The sequence below is a fragment of the Rhizobium sp. LEGMi-198b genome (assembly GCF_054114205.1).
The window spans coordinates 706,546-728,286 of the sequence record NZ_JBSYVH010000002.1; the positions used below are offsets into that span (position 1 = coordinate 706,546).

The 21,741-nt window shown below is 60.3% G+C and carries 19 protein-coding genes and 1 tRNA gene; 16 read left to right on the forward strand and 4 right to left on the reverse strand.

All coding sequences use genetic code 11. From position 1 onward, the window contains the following. Window positions 1-214: 214 nt before the first annotated feature. From ACXHXG_RS10075 to ACXHXG_RS10085, 3 genes are read left to right on the forward strand one after another with little or no spacing between them, the layout of a single operon-like run. Window positions 215-529 (forward strand): ArsR/SmtB family transcription factor, encoded by a 315-nt coding sequence (locus ACXHXG_RS10075; protein WP_104823862.1) that lies wholly within the window; start codon window positions 215-217, stop codon window positions 527-529. Then, window positions 526-885 carry an SRPBCC family protein gene (locus ACXHXG_RS10080; RefSeq protein WP_104823863.1) on the forward strand — a complete coding sequence of 120 codons (360 nt, stop codon included), beginning with the start codon at window positions 526-528 and terminating at the stop codon, window positions 883-885. The genes ACXHXG_RS10075 and ACXHXG_RS10080 overlap by 4 nt, the downstream gene beginning before the upstream one ends. Window positions 886-929: 44 nt before the next feature. Beyond that, a complete protein-coding gene (locus ACXHXG_RS10085; protein WP_283046822.1) occupies window positions 930-1,553 on the forward strand; it encodes an ATP-dependent Clp protease proteolytic subunit in 624 nt (207 codons plus the stop codon). An 83-nt stretch (window positions 1,554-1,636) separates the two neighbouring features. Here ACXHXG_RS10085 and ACXHXG_RS10090 read toward each other — a convergent pair whose 3' ends face one another. Genes ACXHXG_RS10090 through ACXHXG_RS10100 form a run of 3 tightly spaced genes read right to left on the reverse strand, consistent with a single transcriptional unit; the run spans window position 1,637 to window position 6,061 of the window. Then, a complete protein-coding gene (locus ACXHXG_RS10090) occupies window positions 1,637-3,388 on the reverse strand; it encodes a CRTAC1 family protein (protein ID WP_457899187.1) in 1,752 nt (583 codons plus the stop codon). Then, window positions 3,385-4,809 carry a cytochrome c family protein gene (locus ACXHXG_RS10095; protein ID WP_457899188.1) on the reverse strand — a complete coding sequence of 475 codons (1,425 nt, stop codon included), beginning with the start codon at window positions 4,807-4,809 and terminating at the stop codon, window positions 3,385-3,387. Before ACXHXG_RS10095 ends, ACXHXG_RS10090 begins: the two co-directional genes overlap by 4 nt. Window positions 4,810-4,819: 10 nt before the next feature. Then, entirely contained in the window at window positions 4,820-6,061 is a 1,242-nt protein-coding gene (locus tag ACXHXG_RS10100; protein ID WP_104823867.1) for an ROK family transcriptional regulator, read from the reverse strand. 220 nt (window positions 6,062-6,281) lie between these two features. Here ACXHXG_RS10100 and xylF point away from each other — a divergent pair, with 220 nt between their 5' ends. The 5 genes from xylF to ACXHXG_RS10125 all read left to right on the forward strand — a co-directional run bounded on the left by xylF (window position 6,282) and on the right by ACXHXG_RS10125 (window position 10,972). Further along, window positions 6,282-7,322, forward strand: a complete 1,041-nt coding sequence (gene xylF, locus ACXHXG_RS10105; RefSeq protein ID WP_457899189.1) for a D-xylose ABC transporter substrate-binding protein — start codon at window positions 6,282-6,284, stop codon at window positions 7,320-7,322. A gap of 292 nt (window positions 7,323-7,614) precedes the next feature. After that, window positions 7,615-8,943 carry a sugar ABC transporter permease gene (locus ACXHXG_RS10110; protein ID WP_104823869.1) on the forward strand — a complete coding sequence of 443 codons (1,329 nt, stop codon included), beginning with the start codon at window positions 7,615-7,617 and terminating at the stop codon, window positions 8,941-8,943. Window positions 8,944-8,958: 15 nt separating this feature from the next. Continuing rightward, a complete protein-coding gene (locus ACXHXG_RS10115; RefSeq protein ID WP_104823870.1) occupies window positions 8,959-9,741 on the forward strand; it encodes an ATP-binding cassette domain-containing protein in 783 nt (260 codons plus the stop codon). A 166-nt stretch (window positions 9,742-9,907) separates the two neighbouring features. After that, window positions 9,908-9,984 (forward strand) — tRNA-Arg (locus ACXHXG_RS10120). 721 nt (window positions 9,985-10,705) lie between these two features. After that, on the forward strand, window positions 10,706-10,972 hold the full coding sequence (locus ACXHXG_RS10125) for a hypothetical protein (RefSeq protein WP_457899190.1): 267 nt from the start codon (window positions 10,706-10,708) through the stop codon (window positions 10,970-10,972). Between the two features lie 52 nt (window positions 10,973-11,024). Here ACXHXG_RS10125 and ACXHXG_RS10130 read toward each other — a convergent pair whose 3' ends face one another. Continuing rightward, complete coding sequence (locus ACXHXG_RS10130) at window positions 11,025-12,224, reverse strand: DUF2971 domain-containing protein (RefSeq protein WP_457899191.1); 1,200 nt, start codon at window positions 12,222-12,224, stop codon at window positions 11,025-11,027. Window positions 12,225-12,398: 174 nt separating this feature from the next. Here ACXHXG_RS10130 and ACXHXG_RS10135 point away from each other — a divergent pair, with 174 nt between their 5' ends. The 8 genes from ACXHXG_RS10135 (at window position 12,399) to cydB (ending at window position 21,740) form a co-directional block, all read left to right on the forward strand. Continuing rightward, window positions 12,399-13,193, forward strand: coding sequence for a polysaccharide deacetylase family protein (locus tag ACXHXG_RS10135; protein ID WP_457899192.1), 795 nt, complete (start codon window positions 12,399-12,401; stop codon window positions 13,191-13,193). Window positions 13,194-13,370: 177 nt separating this feature from the next. Next, entirely contained in the window at window positions 13,371-13,784 is a 414-nt protein-coding gene (locus tag ACXHXG_RS10140; RefSeq protein ID WP_457899193.1) for a DoxX family protein, read from the forward strand. 175 nt (window positions 13,785-13,959) lie between these two features. Further along, window positions 13,960-14,481 carry an arsenate reductase ArsC gene (locus ACXHXG_RS10145; RefSeq protein WP_104823914.1) on the forward strand — a complete coding sequence of 174 codons (522 nt, stop codon included), beginning with the start codon at window positions 13,960-13,962 and terminating at the stop codon, window positions 14,479-14,481. A gap of 395 nt (window positions 14,482-14,876) precedes the next feature. Beyond that, window positions 14,877-15,452, forward strand: coding sequence for a GbsR/MarR family transcriptional regulator (locus ACXHXG_RS10150; protein WP_457899194.1), 576 nt, complete (start codon window positions 14,877-14,879; stop codon window positions 15,450-15,452). Window positions 15,453-15,455: 3 nt separating this feature from the next. Further along, window positions 15,456-17,210 (forward strand): thiol reductant ABC exporter subunit CydD, encoded by a 1,755-nt coding sequence (cydD, locus tag ACXHXG_RS10155; RefSeq protein ID WP_457899195.1) that lies wholly within the window; start codon window positions 15,456-15,458, stop codon window positions 17,208-17,210. Next, entirely contained in the window at window positions 17,207-18,898 is a 1,692-nt protein-coding gene (cydC, locus tag ACXHXG_RS10160; RefSeq protein ID WP_457899196.1) for a thiol reductant ABC exporter subunit CydC, read from the forward strand. The genes cydD and cydC overlap by 4 nt, the downstream gene beginning before the upstream one ends. 80 nt (window positions 18,899-18,978) lie before the next feature. Beyond that, entirely contained in the window at window positions 18,979-20,580 is a 1,602-nt protein-coding gene (locus tag ACXHXG_RS10165) for a cytochrome ubiquinol oxidase subunit I (protein WP_285167796.1), read from the forward strand. 5 nt (window positions 20,581-20,585) lie between these two features. Then, on the forward strand, window positions 20,586-21,740 hold the full coding sequence (gene cydB, locus ACXHXG_RS10170) for a cytochrome d ubiquinol oxidase subunit II (protein ID WP_457899197.1): 1,155 nt from the start codon (window positions 20,586-20,588) through the stop codon (window positions 21,738-21,740). The last annotated feature ends 1 nt before the right edge of the window (window position 21,741 follow it).

Genomic DNA, 21,741 nt, shown 5'->3' on the forward strand with positions numbered 1-21,741 from the left:
CCCGATTCCCCAAGGGCTAAGGCTCTTCCAATAAGTCCGCCGCGAAGCACTTCGCGGCGGATTTTTCTTTGGCCCGCCCCGCCGCAGCGCATGATCATGATTTGTCGCAAGCGCTCGACAGTCTGTCGCCGGCAATCGGCAACGGAAACTCATCAGCCATGAGCCGCCACCGAAAGCCCTTGCGAATCACATAAGTCCATGCTTATCTGTTGCCATGATAGAGAACGAGATATTCCGGGCTTTGGCCGATCCGACCCGTCGCGCCATTTTTGAAAAGCTTGCTGTCGGCAGCATGAACGCCAGCGGTCTGCGCGAAGGCATGGAAATCAGCCAGCCGGCGATGTCCCAGCACCTTGCGGTCCTGCGGAGCGCCGGGTTGGTCAGAGAAGAGCGCCAGGGGCGTTTCGTGAACTACGAAGTCGATCCGGAAGGGCTGGCCCTCATCGCCCAATGGCTGGCGAAATACCGCGCCTACTGGCCTGCCCGGATCGAAGCTCTCAAGGTCTTGCTGAAGGATATGGACCAATGAACGACCTGAAGCCCCTCGTGCGGGAAAACGGCATCGAACTCGAATACGACCTCAACGAGCCACCGCAAAAGGTCTGGCGCGCGGTCAGCACCCCTGAACTTCGTGAAAACTGGCTGCCGAGGGAAGCTTTGGCCAATCCCGACGCGATTTCCGTCACACCGGGCGAAGAAGTCCGCTACAGGCTGCGCGATGACGCGCCACCATTCCTCGAAAGCACCGTGACGTTCAGGATAACCCCGAACGCAAGCGGCGGTACGAGTCTGCGGATCATCCACGAACTTGATGATGTGAGGCTTCGAAGGACTGCAAAAGCTGCGGCAAACAACAACGGCTTCTCCGTTATGCGCGCCGCCTGACACGCCAAATCCACCAACAATTTCAGTGATATTGGAGATCGCCGATGCGCGAAGCGATGCAACTCGTCCCTATGGTCGTTGAACAATCCAGCATGGGAGAGCGGTCTTTCGACATCTATTCCCGTCTGCTGCGCGAGAGGATCATCTTCCTGAATGGTGAGGTGAACGATGCCGTTTCGGCCCTGGTCTGCGCGCAACTACTGTTTCTCGAGGCGGAAAATCCGAAGAAGCCGATCAGCCTCTACATCAATTCGCCGGGTGGCGTCGTGACCAGCGGCCTCGCCATGTACGACACGATGCGCTACATCCGCGCGCCAGTGCAGACCCTTTGCATGGGGACGGCTCGTTCGATGGGATCGTTCCTGCTGATGGCGGGAGAGCCCGGCCAGCGCGTCGCCCTGCCCAATGCTAGCATCCATATCCACCAACCTTTGGGCGGCTTCCAGGGTCAGGCCTCCGACATGCTCATCCACGCCGAGGAAATCAAACGTACCAAGCATCGCATGACGCGGCTCTACGCCGAGCATTGCGGCCGTTCCTATGACGAATTTGAACGCGGCATGGACCGCGACCACTTCATGACGGCGGAAGAAGCTTTGGAATGGGGATTGATCGACCGCATTCTCCATGTTCGCAAAGAGGATCAGCATATGGGTTTGGCGGATTGATTTAAAAACGGCGCTACGACCCCTAATGAATGAGGTTGCACATTTGATTGAAGGCCGATTGCCCGGCCTTCTCTTCTGATTGTCTACTTCGTCACCGGTTGATCGCCTACCTGTTGCCCAGCAGGTATCGGCGCTGCAATAGCTGGCTCAGCCGCGGCAGCCTCATTCCCGTTTCCCGGCGGCGCAAACCAGTATTTGGCCGATGTGGCGCCCCGCTTGATAACGACATGCTGGTTGGCGAAGATGCGATAAGGCTGGCTCCACTCCCCGTCCGGCCACTGCACACGCACCACGGCGCGTTCATTGGTGCCAAGACCGAAATGCGTGAAGCCGACATGGCCCGACGCATGACCGCCGCCAATCTGCACGCGCTGCACCTGCGTTTGTGTGCCCGCCCGGACATTGATGGTGGCGCCGATGCCCACATGGTTGATCGGGCCGTTGTCCAATTCGATTTCCGTCCAATTGCCGAGCGGGCGATAGCCCCACTCTGTCTTTGCACCGAGATTGCGGAACAGGAAGGCCCGCTGCATGCGGTTGACGACGAGGATGTCGAGCATGCCGTCATTATTGAAATCCTCGACCACCGCCCCGCGCCCCTTGCCGGGAAGTGCAATGCCGGCCTCGTCCCCCTTTTCGGTGAACTTGCCATCGAAGCCGCCGAGCAGGAGATTGTCCGGATCGCTGCTGGCAAAATCCGGCATGGCCTCGACATTGCCCTTGGTCAGGAATAGATCCATGTTGGTATCGTTGTTGATATCGGCAAACTGCGCGTGCCAGGCCGTCGAAGGCCTGTGGTCCTTGCCGGTATAGGGCCGATAGGCGGCTACCCCCTTTTCATAGGCGGTGTCGCGATAGGTCGGGCTGTCGTTATCCGCCTCGTCATCAAGCTCCTGCAGCTTGTTATCGCCCATCGAGGTGATGAAATATTCCGGCCTGCCGTCTGCCTTCGGATCGGCTTCCGCAAGGCCCATGCCCCAGATCTTCAATGAGGCCCAGCCTTCTGCGGTCGTATATTGCCGCGGCGGCCGTCCGGGCGCGATGTCCCAGAGCTGCTCCTGTCCGCCGCGATAATATTGCCGGTCATTGGCAACGCGCAGCGAATCCTGGCCCGAATGATTCCAATCGGTAAACAGCATCGACAACGTGCAATAGCTCGGCTTCAGCGGCAACGGATTGGAATAGTCGACCTTGTCGTTGCTGGTAGGACGATCGAAAACATTGTCGCTGCAGGTGCCGAAGGGCGTCCCTGGCGCGTAGCGATCGACATAATTGCCGAAGGCAAGCGTCGGATATTTATTGCCGGCTTCCCAGGTGGCCGCAAACGCGACCGTCCAGTCCTTGCCGCCGTCGAAGGCGAAGGTGCGATTGGCCTTTTCGAAGGTACAGTCCGGACCGCCCTTGAGGATGATATTTTCACCGAGCCGCAACCGCACGATGTCCGTATAGCCGTCATTGTCGATATCGATCGGATAGACGCCGAGAACGGACCGGATATCCTTGTCGGAAAGATTGATCGGCTTCGCTTTGAATTTCAGTGCGCCGCCCGTCTCGCTTTCATTGACATAAAGCGCCAGCGGACTGGTGCCGCCGGCCATCATCAGGTCGGGCTTGCGATCGCCGTTGCAATCGAAGCTGGCGACGCCGCCGCCGCCGAAATACTCCCAGCCACCGGTATATTGATGGTCAATGCCGGCGGCGACCGCTTCCTCCTGGAAATGCGGGACATCCATCAGGAAGGGTGCCGGCGCGGCCGTGTCCTCGGCAAAGCTGCCGGGCGCGAACGAGAAGGAAATCAAGCTGGCTATGGCCAGCAAGGTTGCAATCTTCTTCATTGGTTCACCCCTGCCTGCTCGATGACCAGCGTCTTGAGGAAAGCGATGATGCGGGCGCGATCCTCGTCGGACGCGCCGACATAGGTGTCGCGGGCGGTGCGACCGTCGCCGCCATGGGCGCGGATCACGCCGTCGAGCGTGGTGATGTCGTTGCGATGGCCATAGGGCGGCGTCGAGGCCACGCCCCAAAGCTCCGCCGTCATGAAGATATTGCGATCGACAAAGCGCTGCGCCAAAAGCTCGTTGCCGAGCTGGTCGACGCTGCTGTCGGTCATGGTGTGGCGCTTGAGATCGCCAAACAGCGGCACCAGCACCTGCCCCTTGTCATTGCGCTTCAGCTTCTTCGTCCAGTCGAGCTGCGACAGATCGTAAATAGCCGGGTCTTTCACCTGCAACATGTTCAGCGTGCCGGCAACATCGTTCGGCCCGGGATCGGAGAAGGAGAGACTGTCGAGCGGCAGGCTTGTTCTGTGGCAGGCCGTGCAGCCCATGCCGTCGAACAGCTTTTCGCCCGCCGCCGCCATATCGCGCCATTGGGCACTATCCGGCACCTTCCGCACCGGCGCCGGCAAGGTCGCCTGCCAGGCAACCATCGCCGAAACATCGCCGTTGCTGATCTCATCGGCATGTCCGTCGCCATCGAAATCCCGGGTCCCCGTCCATCGGCCGCCGAAGCGCTCCACCGGCTCCATGCCGTGATGCTGGTTCAAGGCGTTGACGGTGAACTGCCGCAGCGAGGTCATCACGCCTTTCTGGCTGAACGGGCGGATGACAAGGTCCATGTCGATGCCCTCCAGCTCCTGCATATCGACCAAGCCATTGGGCTGCGCGGTCAGCCAGCCGAACTTCACGCCCTTGGTCTCGAGCGCGATGCGCTGCGGCTGGCCGGTTTTCGCCGCAATCGTAATCGCCTCAGCGCGCTGGCGCTGCAGATCGACAGTCATCTCCCGCGCCAGAAGCTCGATCAGACCGTCACCGAACAGGCTGTTGGTGCCGCGCTCATTGGAGAATTGCGGATCGGTCGTGTCAAAATCCGCGCTCTCGAAACCTTCGGACACGAAAACATTGGTGGTGAAATCGCCGGCGCCACCGGGAAACGGCATGTTATGGCAGGAGGAACAGGCATTGGCGTCGACACCGGCCGTGCGGCTGAATTCGTTCATCACCGGATGCTTGCGCTTGGTCGGCACGATCGCCTGCGTAGCGCCGGGACGCCCTGCCCCGTCCTCGACTGTGAAGCGTGCCGTAAACAGCGCTTCGCCGATCTTGATGAGATTTTTGAGTTGCTCGACCGTCTGGTGGCCGGAAACCTCGGCGCCGGCCTGGCCCAGCGCCTCCGTTTTTTCCTCCCAAGGCTGCGACGCGATCGCCGGCAATCCCGTCGCGGCAAGACAGAGGCACACGAGTGCCATTCGTTTCATAGTCCCCTCCTCAACCAGTTTGGCCATGCAATTCCGTAACGGCAACCCCAGATCTGACGATGTCGTCGTCCATCATCGCCAGCGCGCGGTTGAGATGCCCTTCGAACACCAGCGTCGGCTCGTCCGCCACCACCCGCAGCTCCGGCATGCCCTCCATTCGCACGACATGCGATTCCGCCAGCCCCTCGGAAATGCCCTCCAACAATAGGTCATAATAGCGCGTCCCCGGCCCGGTGATCGCGATCGGCATGCTTTCATGCAGGCTGAGCACGCGCGACAAGCCGTTGCCGAGCGCCAATCCCGCCTGCCGGAAGGCGTGGATGTTGCGGCGGCTGCCTTGCCGGGCGCTGGCTGCGATCTTGTCGAGTTCGGCGATCGGCACGAATTTCGCCGGGATGGTATCCAGCGGCACATCGAAAGCCGCGCGCAGAATGGCATAGAAGCCGGCATAGGCTTCGATGCAGCCGCGCGAGCCGCAGCGACAGAGGCCGCCGCCCGACATATGCAGCATATGGCCGAAATTCGGCGCCGATATTTCGTGCTTTCCTTCCTCGCCGCGGCGCACGATGCCGAGACCGATGCTGTGGCCGAGCGAGAGCGCGGCAAGCGCCCGGAAGTCGCGCCCTTTTTTATTCTCCTCCTGGCGGCCGACGGCAGCGGCGACGAGCTGAGTCTCGTTGCCGAGGATGATTTTCGCTGACCATTCGTCGCGCAGCACTGCGGCAAAATCGATCTGCTCGCGCCCGAAGATCGGCGACCAGCGCAGCACCGGCTCCGAGCTCTCGACGAGACCCTTGCTGCTGATCGAAATCATCAGGACCTTGTCGCGCGGCAATCGCGAGCGGGCGACGATCCGGTTCAAGGCATCGCGCAGACCGATGACGAAAGAGCCGGCACCCGAGACGTTCTGCTGTCTCGCCTCCGTGAAGCGGTCGATCAGCCGGCCGGCATAATCCACAAGCGAATATTGCACCGCATCCGATGAAATGATGACGACGATGAGATAGCCGCAATCGCGCCGCTGCGAAAAAAGCACGCGCGGCCGGCCGCGGCCTCCGGCGGCCTGTTGCTCCGCCTTCTCGATGATCTGCGCCCGCTCCAGATCGGTGGTGATGACCGATATCGTCGCCGAGGAAAGCTTGGTGAAATCAGAAAGTTCCGTATGGGCGAGCGGACCGTGACGGCGCAGCGCCGTCAGCACCAGAACACTGTTTTTCTGGCGGACCAATTCGGTGCTCGATTTGGCCAGCATTATCAAGCCTCCCGCTCATTCCACCCTCCTCTCCCCATCTCCACCCGGCCCTTTCAACGGTCGATTAAACCTGGGGATGCGGGTGTTGACAGGTGAAAAAATCTCTGACACTAAATTTCTCGACTGTCGAGAAAAAAATCCGAACCTTTCTCGTCAGCGTTATCGCGGCGGCCGGCGGGAGCTCAGGGCACGTGCGGTCGCATTCACTCGGGAGGATAATATGAGAGCTTTTATTAAGCTGGCTGCCGGTGCGGCCATCGTTTTGACCATGCAGACAGCGGCCTTCGCGAAGGATCTCGTCGTCGGCGTTTCCTGGTCGAACTTTCAGGAAGAGCGTTGGAAGACCGACGAAGCGGCCATCAAGAAGGCCCTTGCTGCGGTTGGCGCCAAGTACATTTCCGCTGACGCTCAGTCGTCCGCTTCCAAGCAGTTGACCGACGTTGAATCCCTGATTTCCCAGGGCGCCAACGCACTCATCATTCTCGCTCAAGATTCCGACGCCATCGGCCCGGCCGTTGAAAAGGCCGCCGACGAAGGCATTCCGGTTGTCGGCTACGACCGCCTGATCGAAAATCCGGCCGCCTTCTACATCACCTTCGACAACAAGGAAGTGGGCCGCATGCAGGCTCGCGAAATCCTCAAGGCCAAGCCGGAAGGCAACTACGTCTTCATCAAGGGCTCGTCGTCCGACCCGAACGCTGACTTCCTGTTCTCCGGCCAGATGGAAGTGCTGAAGCCCGCCATCGACGCCGGCAAGATCAAGAACGTCGGTGAAGCCTACACGGACGGCTGGCTGCCGCAGAATGCGCAGCGCAACATGGAGCAGTTCCTGACCGCAAACAACAACAAGGTTGATGCAGTCGTCGCCTCCAACGACGGCACCGCCGGCGGCGCCGTTGCTGCTCTCGACGCACAGGGCCTCGCAGGTTCCGTTCCGGTTTCCGGCCAGGACGCCGACAAGGCAGCTCTGAACCGCATCGCGCTCGGCACGCAGACCGTCTCCATCTGGAAGGACTCCCGTGAGCTCGGCAAGCGCGCTGCCGAAATCGCCATCGATCTCGCCAACGGCAAGTCCATGGACCAGATCAACGGCGTCCAGACCTTCAGCGGCGGCTCGAAGCACGTTGCCATGAAGTCGGTATTCCTGACCCCGCAGCCAATCACCAGGGACAATCTGAACGTCGTCATCGACGCCGGCTGGATCAGCAAGGCTGAAGCTTGCCAGGGCGTCAAGGCCGGCACCGTTGCAGCCTGCAAATAAGCTGCCCGTGAACGGTTGACCCGATCATAATAGCGACGCCGCAGCGGCACACTCCGTTGCGGCGTCGAATGCGGATCAGGAGCGGACAACTCTCCCTTGCAGTCGGAGACCAGGCTTCCCGCATCGTGCTGCGCCATCGCATATCCCATTGACCTGCCGGATGGCGGTCATCGGGACCGGGTGAAGACCGGCCACAGAGGCGATGACGCATTTTTGAGATTGGCGCAGTCCTGCCGGCGATAGCCTAGAATGCATCGCTGGCCGCGCCCAACAGTGGGAGAACGGCAAAGCGATGGCCGACATGACACAGTCCACAACATCGAGCGGTCCCCGCAATGCAGAAGCCGGAGCAATCACCCGGTTCCTGCGTGCCACCGAAATCGATACCCGCCTGCTCGGCATGATCGGAGCGCTGCTGATCATCTGGATCGGCTTCGATCTTTATCTTCGGATATTCGACGGCCGGGAATTCCTCACCGCCAGAAACCTTTGGAACCTTTCGGTGCAGACCTGCGAAATCGCGGTCCTCGCAACCGGCATGGTGCTGGTCATCGTCACGCGCAACATCGATCTTTCGGTCGGCTCGCTGCTTGGCTTCGTCGCCATGATCATGGGCGTCATCCAGGCCAAGTGGCTGCCGCAATATCTCGGCTTCGACAGTTCCTGGACCTGGATCATCACGCTGATCTGCGGCCTGGCGATCGGCACGGCCATCGGCGCCTTCCAGGGCGCGATCACCGCCTTCATGAATGTCCCCTCCTTCATCGTCACGCTCGGCGGGCTTCTCGTCTGGCGCGGCCTTGCCTGGTATGTCACCAGCGGCCAGACCGTGGCACCGATGGACTCCACCTTCGTCGTCATGGGCGGCGGCGGCGCCACCGGTTCGATCGGCGCGACCTGGAGCTGGGTGGTGGGTGTGATCTCCTGCCTGCTGATCATCGTCGGCATCATCAGCTCGCGCCAGCAAAGAAAGCGCTTTCACTTTCCGCGCCGTCCGCTTTGGGCGGAATATTTCCTTGCTGCCCTCGGCTCCCTGCTCGTCCTCGGCACGGTCTATCTCTTCAACAGCTATTATTGGCCGATCGGCATCGCCAAGCGCTACGCCACGGACCATAATATTGCCTGGCCGGAAACGGGATTGAACATTCCCTACGGCATCGCCGTCCCCGTCCTCATCGCCGTCTCCATCGGCATCGTGATGACCTTCATCGCCACGCGCCTGCGCTTCGGCCGCTATGTCTTCGCGATCGGCGGCAATCCGGAAGCCGCCGAACTCGCCGGCATCAAGACCCGCTGGGTCATCGTGAAGATCTTCGCGCTGATGGGCTTCCTCGCCGCCGTCTCGGCCGCGATTTCCACGGCGCGCCTCAACTCGGCCGTCAACTCGCAGGGCACGACCTACGAGCTCTTCACCATCGCCGCGGCCGTTATCGGCGGCACCTCGCTTGCCGGCGGCAGCGGCACCGTCGCCGGCGCCATGATCGGCGCCCTGGTCATGCAATCGCTGCAATCGGGCATGGGTCTCGCCAATGTCGATACGCCAATTCAGAACGTCGTCGTGGGCATTGTCCTGGTGGTCGCCGTTTGGCTTGACATCGTCTACCGCTCGCGCGCCAAGTAAAAGGAATTCTGAACCATGACGGATCAAACCACTCCGCTTGTGGAAATGAGGAACATTTCCATCTCCTTCGGCGGTATTCACGCCGTCGACAATGCCTCGGTGGATCTCTACCCCGGCGAAGTCGTGGCGCTGCTCGGCCATAATGGCGCCGGCAAGTCGACGCTGATCAAGATTCTGTCCGGCGCCTACAAGCGCGACAGCGGCGATATTCTGATCAACGGCGAACCGGCCGATATCCGCACGCCCCGCGACGCCAAGAAATACGGCATCGAGACGATCTACCAGACGCTCGCCGTCGCCGACAATGTCGACGCCGCCGCCAATCTTTATCTTGGCCGCGAGCTGCAGACGCGCTGGGGCACGCTCGACGACGTCGCCATGGAGGCTTCGGCCCGCAAGGTGATGGGTCGCCTGAATCCCAACTTCAAGCGCTTCAAGGAGCCGGTGAAGGCGCTCTCCGGCGGCCAGCGCCAGTCGGTGGCGATCGCCCGCGCCATCCTCTTCAACGCCCGCATCCTGATCATGGACGAGCCGACGGCTGCGCTCGGCCCTCAGGAAACCGCGCAGGTGGGCGACCTGATCAAGCAACTGAAGAAGGACGGCATCGGCATCTTCCTCATCAGCCACGACATCCACGATGTCTTCGACCTAGCCGACCGCGTCTCGGTGATGAAGAACGGCCAGGTCGTCGGCCACGCCCGCACAGAGGATGTCACCAAGGACGAAGTCCTCGGCATGATCATCCTCGGCAAGGTCCCCCCCAAAGCCATCCCCGGCCCCGGCGCGATGAAGAGCTGAGCCCGATATCCTAAGCAAACAACAAGGCCGCGAGCCCTAACAATCGCGGCCTTGTTTCATTCACACAAACCGATATGTGGTTTCCCGCATTTTCCGCATTGAAGCCAAACGCTTCCTGGGCTAAGAACCACCTCATCGGACAGGCGAGTCAAACCGCCTAAGGCATGCACCCGTAGCTCAGCTGGATAGAGTGTTGGATTCCGATTCCAAAGGTCACAGGTTCGAATCCTGTCGGGTGCGCCATTTCTAACGTATTGATTCATCTGCAATATTTTGCGGTAGTCAGCTTACGGTTCTTCGCCGTGCTGCTCGAAATCTATCCGCCACGGCACCAGTAGCCACTCATTGTTGAATGAAAATCCGTTCAATCGGGTTCGGACATCAACCGAGCAGTTTGAAAATCCATCCCTCACCAAGTGAGACGAGGACCGAAAGAGCCATAGGAGCCCGGTGTTGACCCGCTTGGATCTAGCTGATTATCTCTTTGGACTCTCTCTTCCCATCGCCGACGTTCGGCCGCTCTGTCTTTGGCGTTGGCGGGATCTGCCGATTTGCTCGCGGTTACCGGACGAGATGAGCCGCCGGTTCCGCCGACCGTCGAGCAGGAAACAAGGAAAACAGCGGGAAAAATAATCAGAATGCCCAGGGCAACTGCCCTCGTGAGCCCGTTGTAGATCGGCTGCATAGACATCCCTTATGCTCTCTTTGACCATCTGTAGTAGAGAGAATGTTATTCGATTTCGCATCGAGTGAAAACTAGAGGCTGTTCGGATTTCCGTGTGATGGACATGGGTCCTGGCAGGTCGATCTGCAGCAGAAAGCGAGGCGGACGGCGGTGGCTCGCAACGCTTCGGGTGCCTGCATATCTCGCGGATATGTCGGTTCGCCCCCACGGACATCTGCCGCGAAATCTGGTAGGGTAGCGTTTGTCGCCTGGATCGGTCACCTTACGATGGAGAGGCAGATGGTTCGCATCCTTGCATTATCGTTCGTCTTCGTCACGCTCGCGCTGTCGCCCCTTCGCGCGGCTGCTGTCGATCCAGCCACTGTGACCTGCAAAGAGTATAATTCGAGCAGTCACCAGGGCATGCTCGATATAATCTCGGCTTTGTACGATGCCACGAGAACCAACCCAAAGCTTGGCGCGCTCAAAGAAAGCAAGTTCGGGGATACTCTCGACAAAGCCTGCACTGCCAAACCAGAGGCGAAGGTGATCGACGCGTTGCGATGATCGGCGCTAACTTTGGCACGGCGAAATGGTGGATAGGTTTCTCACGCCCCACCTAAACACTCCGATATGGAATAGCCGAACGCGTGAATTTCTCGACGCGGATATTTTTGGTTGCGGCAGCGATACGAAGGGCATTCTCCGCCAATTCCTGTTCGCGATGAGGCCCGATCACAATTGAGTCCAAACCCAGGTCGATTTGCCGATCGACAGTCGCTTGTTGCAGCGGGAGATCGAAATAGGGGATAGGAAGGCCAGGTCCCGGCCGGACGGCGACCTGAGAATGGTCTATCGGAATGGGATCTGAGATCAGCCGCCATTCATTCTCCTCCGCGAAGCTCTGATCTTTGAAGCTTGAGGCATAGACATGGAAAGCCGCGACCCAGCCCTCGGCAAGGTTCCAAATGTCTTTACTCTCTGCGTTTTCGAGGGTCTCGATGTTCTGCAGGAACATGTTCAGGTAGTCAGTGATGAGATCGACTTTGTCACGATCGCCGTAAATGCATTTCAGGAGTTTGAAGCCGTGCAGTTCCGCAGCTGCTTCCAGTGCGGACTTTTGAAAGCCCAGGGAAACACCACCCGGCACGGCATATCCCCTCCATTGGCTAAGCAAGTCGCCATCCTCGGCAAAGGACGCGACGCAGACGAAGTTTCGCGCAAGTGCTGGAAGAATTTGAATAATCTTCTCCAGCAATCGCTTTCCATTTGGTCCTTGCGTCTCGATCAGGCTTTCCGCAATCCCTGAAGCAAGAATAATTCCGTGCCGGAACTCTTCCTTGTCGTTCAGAAAATGAATGCAGGACGCCCACATCGACCTCGACCCGAGTATCCCAAGAGCACCAGGAAACGTCGTGTAGTGATACAGCTTCATCTCTTGTCCTCGTCCTCGAAATGCCGGCGGTTGGCTGGCTTCTTCACAGTGGTACATCCAGAGTTGAGGATAGCACAGGCGGCGACGTTTCTCTTGAATGTGGCGCATTCCGATATCACGTTCAGGCCTCTTGGTGGGCCAGCCAGCGTGGCAAGCGTAATCCCCCAACATCCATGAACAAACCGTAACTTGCCTCTCCGCCCGTTGAGGATGACACTTCTGTCGCGCCGGATAACGGAGATGATAGATATGTCGAATTTGGAAATGCTCGTCAGACGCCGGATCGAAGAAGAACGCGCCAAGGGGACACCCCCGGAGCGGATAACGCAGCTCGTTCAGGAACTCTTCAACAGCATGGACGCCGCGCAGGCGAACGCTCCTCATCCAGCTTCAGCCAATCGGAAGTCGTAACTGGACCCCGCATCCATCAGCTTCGCCGGTTCGAACTTCGATATCTTCGCGCCGGCGCCTCCCCCGATGAGGAGACGATAAAGCAGTCCCAATGGAACTGCCGCCGTAGACATGCGATAACGAGCCGGGAAACGAGGGGCGCTATCCATGTCCATTGGGAATTACCTTCGCACGATGCTGTCCGCGCTCGCCTTGCTTTGTAGCCCCTTGTCGGCCAATGCGGCAGGGCGGGTTGTCTATCTGACCTTCGATGACGGGCCTTTGTCGGGGACGGCGAATGTTCTGGATGTCCTCGCCGAAGAGCAGGTGCCGGCGGCGATGTTCATGGTCGGGCTTCATGTCGAATCCAGCGCCGAACAAAGGGCGCTGCTGATGCGCGCCAAGACCCTGCCTTTGGTCACAGTTGGAAACCACAGCTACAGCCACGCCAACAATCACTACAGAAACTATTATTCCAACACCGACGCCGTCGTCGCGGATATGCTCAAGGCCAATACCGTGCTTGGCCTGACGCCCTGGGTCTATGCCCGCCTGCCCGGACGCGATGTCTTTCGCCTGATCGACTATTCCAAGGACGATCTTTCAATGGATCCCGCCCGCTACGAGCGCGAGGTGGTCGATTACGACTATGTGGCCGCAATGAAATTCCTGATCTATGGCTGGGACTTCGAATGGGCGCATTCGGGAGACGGAAAACCTGTGCAATCCGTCGATCTCCTGCTCAGCGAAATCGATCACCTCTTCGCCTATGGCCGGTTCATGAAACGCAATGAGATGATCCTCTTGATGCATGATGAGATGTTTCAGGATCGGTTCGACGGCAAGGAAAAGCTTAAAGCCCTCATCCGGCAATTGAAGCAAAGGGGCTACACGTTTGGCGACATAAAGCAATATGACCCGAACCCCTATACCGGAACCTTCATCCGTTCATCGTCAAAGTAATTTTGGTTACGCAACGCCAACCGGGCATCATGAGATGTTCGGATCACGCGATCCAACCGCCAACGCAAAAACATTTCCCGCAGCGTGTCGGAAACACGGCCTGTCTTCCGTCCTGGGATGAGATCGGCGATACCGTAATATGGATCGCCGAAGAGTCGAACAACGGAGGATATAGACATGGGCAAGACAATCGCAATCTGCCTAGCCAGATTGATCTTCGGAGCCGTCTTCGTGATGGCGGCCGCCTTCAAATTCGCGGGCATGCAATCGACGGCGGATTATATCGCATCGGCCGGTTTTCCGCTGCCGCTGTTCCTCGCCTGGATCGCCGCCTTCTTCGAAAGTGCGCTGGCGATCTGCCTGCTGACGGGAGCCTTCTTCTCCGAAGCCGCGCTGCTTGCCGGCATCTACGTCGTCTTCCTTGCCTTCAGCTTCCACGGGCCAAACCGCTGGACCGGCGCTCAAGCGGAATTTGGCTTCTTCATCGATCATTTCACCTTTCTCGCCGGCCTGCTCTTTGCGGCAGTTCACGGTCCCGGAGAAAAATTGGCCGTTCGCGTCGGCATATTGCGGTCTGAGACCGGCATCTGATCGCAACCGTTTTCTTCAAGAGTGACGCATCTCTCGCCTTATAGTGTATAGTTGCCGCGATGCTTCCGAAGGTTGGCGCGCTTCCTGAATGAGGGGCGCCTGCCATCGGAAAATCCGCATATCGGCTGCTGTGACTATCATCTGCTTTACTCGGGACCTGGGGGGAGAAAGCGCAATGAGCAATGATCACGTCTATAATGTTCTATTTCTTTGCACGGGCAATTCGGCCCGTTCAATCCTTGCTGAATCGATCTTGAACACTGAAGGCAAGGGTCGCTTTCGAGCCTTTTCGGCCGGCAGCTTTCCCAAAGGCCAGATAAATCCTTGGGCCGTAAAAACACTCGAAGCCTTGGGCTATCCCTCTTCCGGCTTCAGTTCGAAGAGCTGGGATGTCTTTGCCGGGCCGGGCGCGCCACACATGGATTTCATCATCACCGTCTGCGATGACGCAGCAGGCGAAGTCTGCCCGATATGGCCCGGCCATCCCGCTTCCGCGCATTGGGGCATCGAGGATCCCTCCAAGGTGGAAGGCTCCGAATTGGACAAAGGCCGCGCCTTTGCGCAGGCCGCTCGCTACCTTAAAAATCGGATCATGCTTCTGGTCAACCTGCCGATTGCAACGATCGACCGGCTGGCGGTGGCAGCGCATCTACAGGAGATCGGCCAGATGGAAGGCTCGACATCGTTGCGGGCCTAAACGGCACGATATTTTGCTGCGCATGATCACGTTGCGCAGACGGGGTAGTTGACGAGCGAAGGCTTTGACTTCGGTCAAAGCTGTCGCGTTCCAAACCTGCATAACCGAGGCATGAAAAATCCGGTGAGCTTGGCTCTGCACCAGGAGGTTACATGTATCGCAGACTTATGTGTGCCCTTGACATAGATCAATTGCAGACCGGCGAGCCGCGGCTCCGGAAGCGGGCAGCGGCATGGGTCAGCGACGAGCAAAGAATTCGTCTGGAAGCAATGAAACCGGCAATCGGTTTGCTCGCGCAGATTGACGCATGGGTGACACACTGATTGAAAAGCAGGCCGGCTTATAGTTACAGTGATTTCAGAAATTTCTGAAATCACTGACAACGAGGTATCACCATGAATCTTCCGCCTCTCGTACAATCCTTTGTGCTTCATTTTGGGGAAATGGGTTCGCGCTGGGGCATCAACCGCACGGTCGGACAGATCTATGCCCTGCTCTTCGTCTCCCCGGCACCGCTTTGCGCGGAGGAAATCGTCGAAGCCCTCGGCATTTCCCGTTCGAACGTCTCCATGAGCTTGCGCGAATTGCAGACTTGGAACCTCGTGCTCCTCAAGCACAAGCCCGACGACCGCCGCGACTTCTTCACGACGCCGGATGATGTCTGGCAGATCCTGCGCACGCTCGCTGAAGAGCGCAAGAAGCGCGAGGTCGATCCGACGCTCTCGATGCTGCGCGAAATCCTGATGCAGCAACCGGCAAGCGATACCGAACGCTATGCGCAGGGGCGGATGAACGAGATGTACGGCCTGATCGAGCGCCTGACCAACTGGTACGAGGACGTCAAGCAGTTGGAGACCGAGCGGCTCGCGACACTCCTGCTGCTCGGCTCGAAGGTAACGAAGCTGCTGGAGGCCAAGGACCGCGTCGTCTCGCTCGGCCGCCGCCGTTCCAAAACGACAAAAGAGGATTGAACGATGACTGCGGCTTTCTTCGATCCTGATCTCACTCCGGAAGAAACCCAGAAGGCGGTGCCCGATGCGACGCCGGCTGCGAGACGAAGTCAGACCGCCCGGAGCCGAAAGCCCGCGGGGCTTTTGCTTGCCGCAGGCCTGCAAACCGCGGCGGCGCTGATCTGGATTCCGCAGGCAACCCTCCTCGCCTTCAGCATCGGCGTCATAAGCGATGGCGGCAGCACGATGGACGTGGTGTGGGCAGCGCTGGCGGTACTGGCGTTTGGCTTTGTTCGCGCCGCTCTTGATGCCGCCGGCGCACGTGTCGCCTTCCGCACGGCGAGAGACGAGCTGACATCGCGGCGTAATCGCGCCGTTGCGGCACTCGTTGCCCGCTCGCCCCTTGATATCGGCAAGCCGGCCTCCGGTCTCGCCGCGAGCGTCGTCGGCGAACAGGCCGAGGCGATCGTTCCCTATCTCGCCCGTTTCCGGCCGGCGCGCATAAAGGCGAGCGCGGTACCCCTCGTCATCCTCGCCTGCGTCTTTCCCGTTTCCTGGATCGCGGGGCTCATTTTGCTTGTCACAGCACCGCTCATTCCGATTTTCATGGCGTTGATCGGCTGGCGCGCCAAGGCTGCCAGTGAAAAGCAACTGGCCGAAACCGGTGGCCTCAACGCCTTTCTGCTCGATCGCCTGCGTGGGCTTGCGACGATCCGGGCGCTCGGTGCCGTCGATATTACGGCCACACGGTTGCGCGCCGATGCGGACTCTCTGCGAAAGCGCACGATGGCAGTATTGAAGATCGCCTTTCTGTCCTCCGCCGTTCTCGAGCTTTTCGCTGCCCTGGGTGTTGCGGCAACAGCCGTTTACATCGGCTTCAGCCTGCTCGGCTCGATCGATATAGGTACGTGGCATGGCCGGCTGAGCCTGGCGCAAGGGCTTTTCATCCTTCTGCTCGCCCCGGCCTTTTTCGAACCCTTGCGCGAACTTTCAGCCGTTTGGCACGATCGCGCCAATGGCGAAGCGGCGCTTGCAGCACTCGATGCCCTGTCCTCGCAGGGAGCTGCCATTCTCGACACCGATGAACGAGACGCCAGCGACGACCGGATGGTGCTTGCTGCTCCCTCCGTGCAGATCGACAGGCTCATCTTCCGCTATGCGCCGGATCTTCCGGCCGTGATCGACAAACTCGGTCTCAACGTTGCGGCCGGAGAACATGTTGCCCTTTGGGGTGCGAGTGGCTCCGGCAAGACCACTATCCTCTCCTTGATCGCGGGACTTGCGCCACAGGAAGCCGGTGTGATCAGGATCGGCGGCGTCCCGCTGACGAAGAACAGTGCCGCTCCCCTTCGCCAGCGCATGGCCTGGATCGGACAACGGCCGCATATTTTCTCCGGCAGCCTGAAGAGAAATATCGGCCTTGGACGCGCCGATATTGACGACGGCGCCATCGACAATGCGGTCCGTGCCGTGCGCCTGGACACCGTGATTGCTGCGAACGAGATCGCCGCGGTCGGCGAAAGCGGCCTTGGCCTTTCCGGCGGCGAAGCGCTGCGACTGGCACTGGCCCGCGTGGCCGCCAACCGTGCGGCCGGCATCATTCTCGCGGACGAACCGACCGCCCATCTCGACGCCGCCACCGCCGCCGAGGTGACCGAAGCTTTGTTGGCCCTGGCGAAGGGCCGGACACTGATCGTCGCGACACACGATCCGCTGCTTGCATCACGCCTCGACCGCACCATCCGGCTTGAAACCCATCACAAGGAGATTGCCGCATGAGACGGAGCCTCTCAATGCTTCTCCCGGTCATCCGCCTGTTCCATGCCGAACGCGGACGCGGTCTTTGTCTTGGCGCGGCGCTATCGGCACTCGCCGTATTGGCTGGCGTCGGATTGCTCGGCCTTTCCGGCTGGTTCATCACCGCGACTGCGCTCGCCGGCGCTTCCGCCGCAACTGCCATCGTCTTCGACGTCTTCGCGCCATCGGCCGGCATCCGCCTGCTTGCAATCAGCCGCACGGCGGCGCGCTATGGGGAGCGGCTGGTGACCCATGACGTAACCCTGCGCGTTCTCGCGGCATTGCGCGAAAGGCTCTTTCGCGGCTGGGCAACGCCCGGCAGCGCCGCGGCCATGATGCGCCGTCCGGCCAAGCTGCTGTTCCGGCTCACGGCCGACATCGATGCGCTGGATTCGCTTTACCTGCGGGTGCTGCTGCCGGCAGGCGTCGCTCTGCTGTCGGCGCTCGCCGTTGGCATTGCGCTGGGTCTAATGCAGCCGCTCTTCGGGACCTTGGTCGGCCTTTGGCTCGTCGCCACCGGCCTCGGCATCCCCCTGATCGCCGGTCGGATGGCAATGAAGCCCGGACGCCGCCGTGCCCACACGATGGAAGCGCTCCGCGCGCGTATCATCGATCTGATCGCCGGCCAGACGGATCTCGCCATGACTGGCCGCCTGCAGGCGCAACGCATCGCCATCGGCAATGCCGACCGGCGGCTCGCGGAAGCAGACCATGCGTTGAACAGGATCGAAAACGCCGTGGGCGTCGGCTTCTCGCTTGCCTCGACGCTTCTGCTGACAGCCACACTTCTGACTGTCGCCATTCTGGCAAAACAGGGAGTCATCGGCGCTCCGGCCGCCGCCTTCGGTTTGCTTGTCGCCTTTGCCGCCACGGAACCTTTCGCGGCATTGCGTCGTGGCGCGTTGGAGCTCGGCCGCACGCTGCTTGCCGTCAAGCGTATTGCCCCGCGCCTCGCCCCGGAAAAGGCAGCCGCTCAGATCGCACGGCCGCACGAAGGTTATGCATTCCAGCTAGAGGCCGTTAGCGCCAGGTACGAAAGCGCCCGGCATCCGGCAATCGAGAGCCTTTCCCTGTCGCTGGCCGCCGGCGAGCGGATTGCTCTTGTCGGTGCCAGCGGCGCCGGAAAATCCACGATATTGGCTCTGCTTGCTGGCGAGATCGCTCCGGCATCCGGCACGATTACCGGCGTCAAGGCGACGACGCTGACGCAACGCACCGAGCTCTTCGACGATACGATCCGCGGCAACCTGCTGCTCGCCGACCCGCATGCAAGCGACGAACGGCTTCTTCAGGTGCTGGAGGCCGCAGGCCTGCTTGCCGACATCAAGGCTTTGCCAAAAGGGCTTTCGGCCCGCCTCGGCGAAGGCGGCATCGGCCTCTCGGGCGGTCAATCGCGCCGGCTGGCACTTGCCCGGCTTTTCCTGCGCGACACGCCGCTCTGGCTGTTCGACGAACCGACGGAAGGGCTCGATGGCGACACCGCGCGCGCCGTTTTGCGTGAGATCGCCGGCAATGCCACTGGCCGCAGCCTCGTCATCGCCACTCACATACGCCGCGAAGCCGCGATCGCCGACCGCATCGTCATGCTCGAACGCGGCCGAGTCACGGCAACGGCGCGGCGCGGCGAACCAGAATTCGACGCCATCCTGAACCGGCTGCGGCCGGACTGAGGCGCAAACTGAACGTATAAATACGGCGTATCGAAAAGCGCCGTATCGACCAAACCCCGTGGGACCGTGGGAGAAAAATTATGGAACTCGACATCGTGGCGCTATCGCGCCTGCAGTTCGCCATGACGGCGCTCTATCACTTCCTGTTTGTGCCGCTGACGCTCGGCCTCTCCGTGTTGCTTGCCATCATGGAGACGACCTATGTCATGACCGGGCGGCAGATCTGGCGCCAGATGACCAAATTCTGGGGCACGCTATTCGGCATCAACTTCGTCCTCGGCGTCGCCACCGGCATCGTCATGGAATTCCAGTTCGGCATGAACTGGAGTTATTACAGCTACTATGTGGGCGATATCTTCGGCGCGCCGCTGGCGATCGAAGGGCTGATGGCCTTTTTCCTAGAGGCGACTTTCGTCGGCCTGTTCTTCTTCGGTTGGGAGAAGCTCTCCAAGGTCGGGCATCTCGTAGCCACCTGGGCGGTCGCGCTCGGCTCCAACTTCTCCGCCCTCTGGATCCTCATCGCCAATGGCTGGATGCAGAATCCCGTCGGTTCGGCACTCAATCCGCAGACGATGCGTATGGAGATCACCAGCTTCTTCGATGTCGTCTTCAACCCCGTCGCTCAGGCGAAGTTCGTTCACACCGTATCGGCCGGCTATGTCTGCGCCTCCATCTTCGTGCTCGGCGTTTCGGCCTGGTATATGCTGAAGGGACGCCACATCGAGATCGCCAAGCGCTCGATGACGGTTGCCGCCTCCTTCGGCCTGGCTTCGGCTCTTTCGGTCGTCGTCCTCGGCGACGAAAGCGGCTATTTGTCCACCGAGCATCAGAAGATGAAGCTCGCTGCGATCGAAGCCATGTGGGAAACCGAGCCGGCGCCCGCCGCCTTTACGGCTTTCGGCTTTCCGGACCAGCAGGCGCGCGAGACCCATTATGCCGTGCACATTCCGTGGGTCATGGGCCTGATCGGCACCCGCTCGCTGACCACCGAAATCCCCGGCATCACCCAGCTTGAGGAGCAGGCGAAGATCCGTATCCGCGATGGCATCAAGGCCTATGACGCACTGATGAAGATCCGCGCCGCCCAACCGGCCGCCGCCGGTACGACTGCGCAGGACACCTCCACTGAGCAGGCGCGCGCCTCCTTCGAGGATATCGGCCATGAGCTCGGCTACGCCCTGCTTTTGAAGCGCTATGTCGACGATCCCCGCCAGGCGACCGACGCCCAGATCGATCAGGCCGCCCGCGATACCATTCCGAACGTGCCGACTCTTTTCTGGTCCTTCCGCATCATGGTCGGCCTCGGCATGTTCTTCATCCTGCTGACGGTAACCTTCTTCTGGCTCTCGGCCCGCCGCCAGCTCGACCGATACCCCCTGTTGCTGAGGATCGCCGTTCTTGCCATTCCGCTGCCTTGGGTTGCCATCGAAGTCGGCTGGGTCGTCGCCGAGTTCGGCCGCCAGCCCTGGGTTATCGAAGGCGTGCTGCCAACCGCCGCCGCCGTCTCCAATCTCGGAGCCGGTAGCGTGCTTCTCACCCTGCTCGGCTTCGCTGCGCTCTACACCGTGCTGATCGTCATCGAGATGACGCTGATGGTGAAGGCCATTCGCAAGGGCCCGGAACCGGATGACGAGCCGGAAGCCGACCTCATTTCCGAAACCCTCGTTCCCGCTGCGGAGTAACCACCATGATCCTTCATGAATTGATCGACTACGAAACCCTGCGTGTCATCTGGTGGCTGCTGCTCGGCGTTCTGCTGATCGCCTTTGCGGTGACCGACGGCTTCGACCTCGGCGTCGGCACGCTCCTGCCCTTCGTTGCCAGGACAGATACCGAACGGCGCATCGCCATCAATTCGATCGGCGCGACCTGGGAAGGCAATCAGGTCTGGCTGATCCTCGGCGGCGGCGCCATCTTCGCCGCCTGGCCGCCGCTTTATGCGGTCTCCTTCTCCGGCTTTTATCTGGCGATGTTCGCGATCCTCTTCGCACTAATCCTCAGGCCGGTGGCTTTCAAATATCGCGCTAAGCGGGACAGCGCCCGCTGGAAGGCCGGTTGGGACTGGGCGCTGTTCATCGGCGGTTTCGTCCCCTCGCTGATCTTCGGTGTCGCTGTCGGCAATGTGCTGCAGGGTGTGCCGTTCCGCTTCGCCGACGATATGAGGATCTATTACGAAGGCTCCTTCTTCGGCCTGCTCAATCCTTACGCCCTGCTTTGCGGCCTGCTTTCCGTCGCCATGCTCGTCATGCATGGCGCGGCATGGCTGCAGTTGAAGACGAATGGCATCGTAGCAGAGCGGGCCCGCAGCTATGGCAGTCTGGCGGCGCTCGCGACGATCGTGCTCTTTGCCCTCGGCGGCCTCGCCCTGTGGTACGGCGTCGATGGCTACCGCATCACCAGCGAGATCAGCCCGATCGGGCCGTCCAATCCGCTTTTGAAAACCGTCGATCATACGGCCGGTGCCTGGCTCGGCAATTATGCCAGCCATCCCTGGATGCTGGTCGCTCCAATCATCGGCTTCCTCGGCGCGATCGCAGCCCTTCTGTCGATGCTTGCCCGCCGTGAAGTGACACCGCTGCTCTTCAGCAAACTCGCCATCTTCGGCATCATTTCGACGGTCGGCGTCTCGATGTTTCCCTTCATCCTGCCTTCCTCGCTCGACCCGCGCTCCAGCCTCACGGTCTGGGATGCGTCGTCCAGCCATATGACACTGTTCATCATGCTGGTCGTGTCGCTGATCTTCCTGCCAATCATCTTTCTCTATACGGCCTGGGTCTACCGGGTGCTCTGGGGCAAGATCGACGCCGAGACGGTCAACGACAAGGGCGGCCACGCCTACTGAT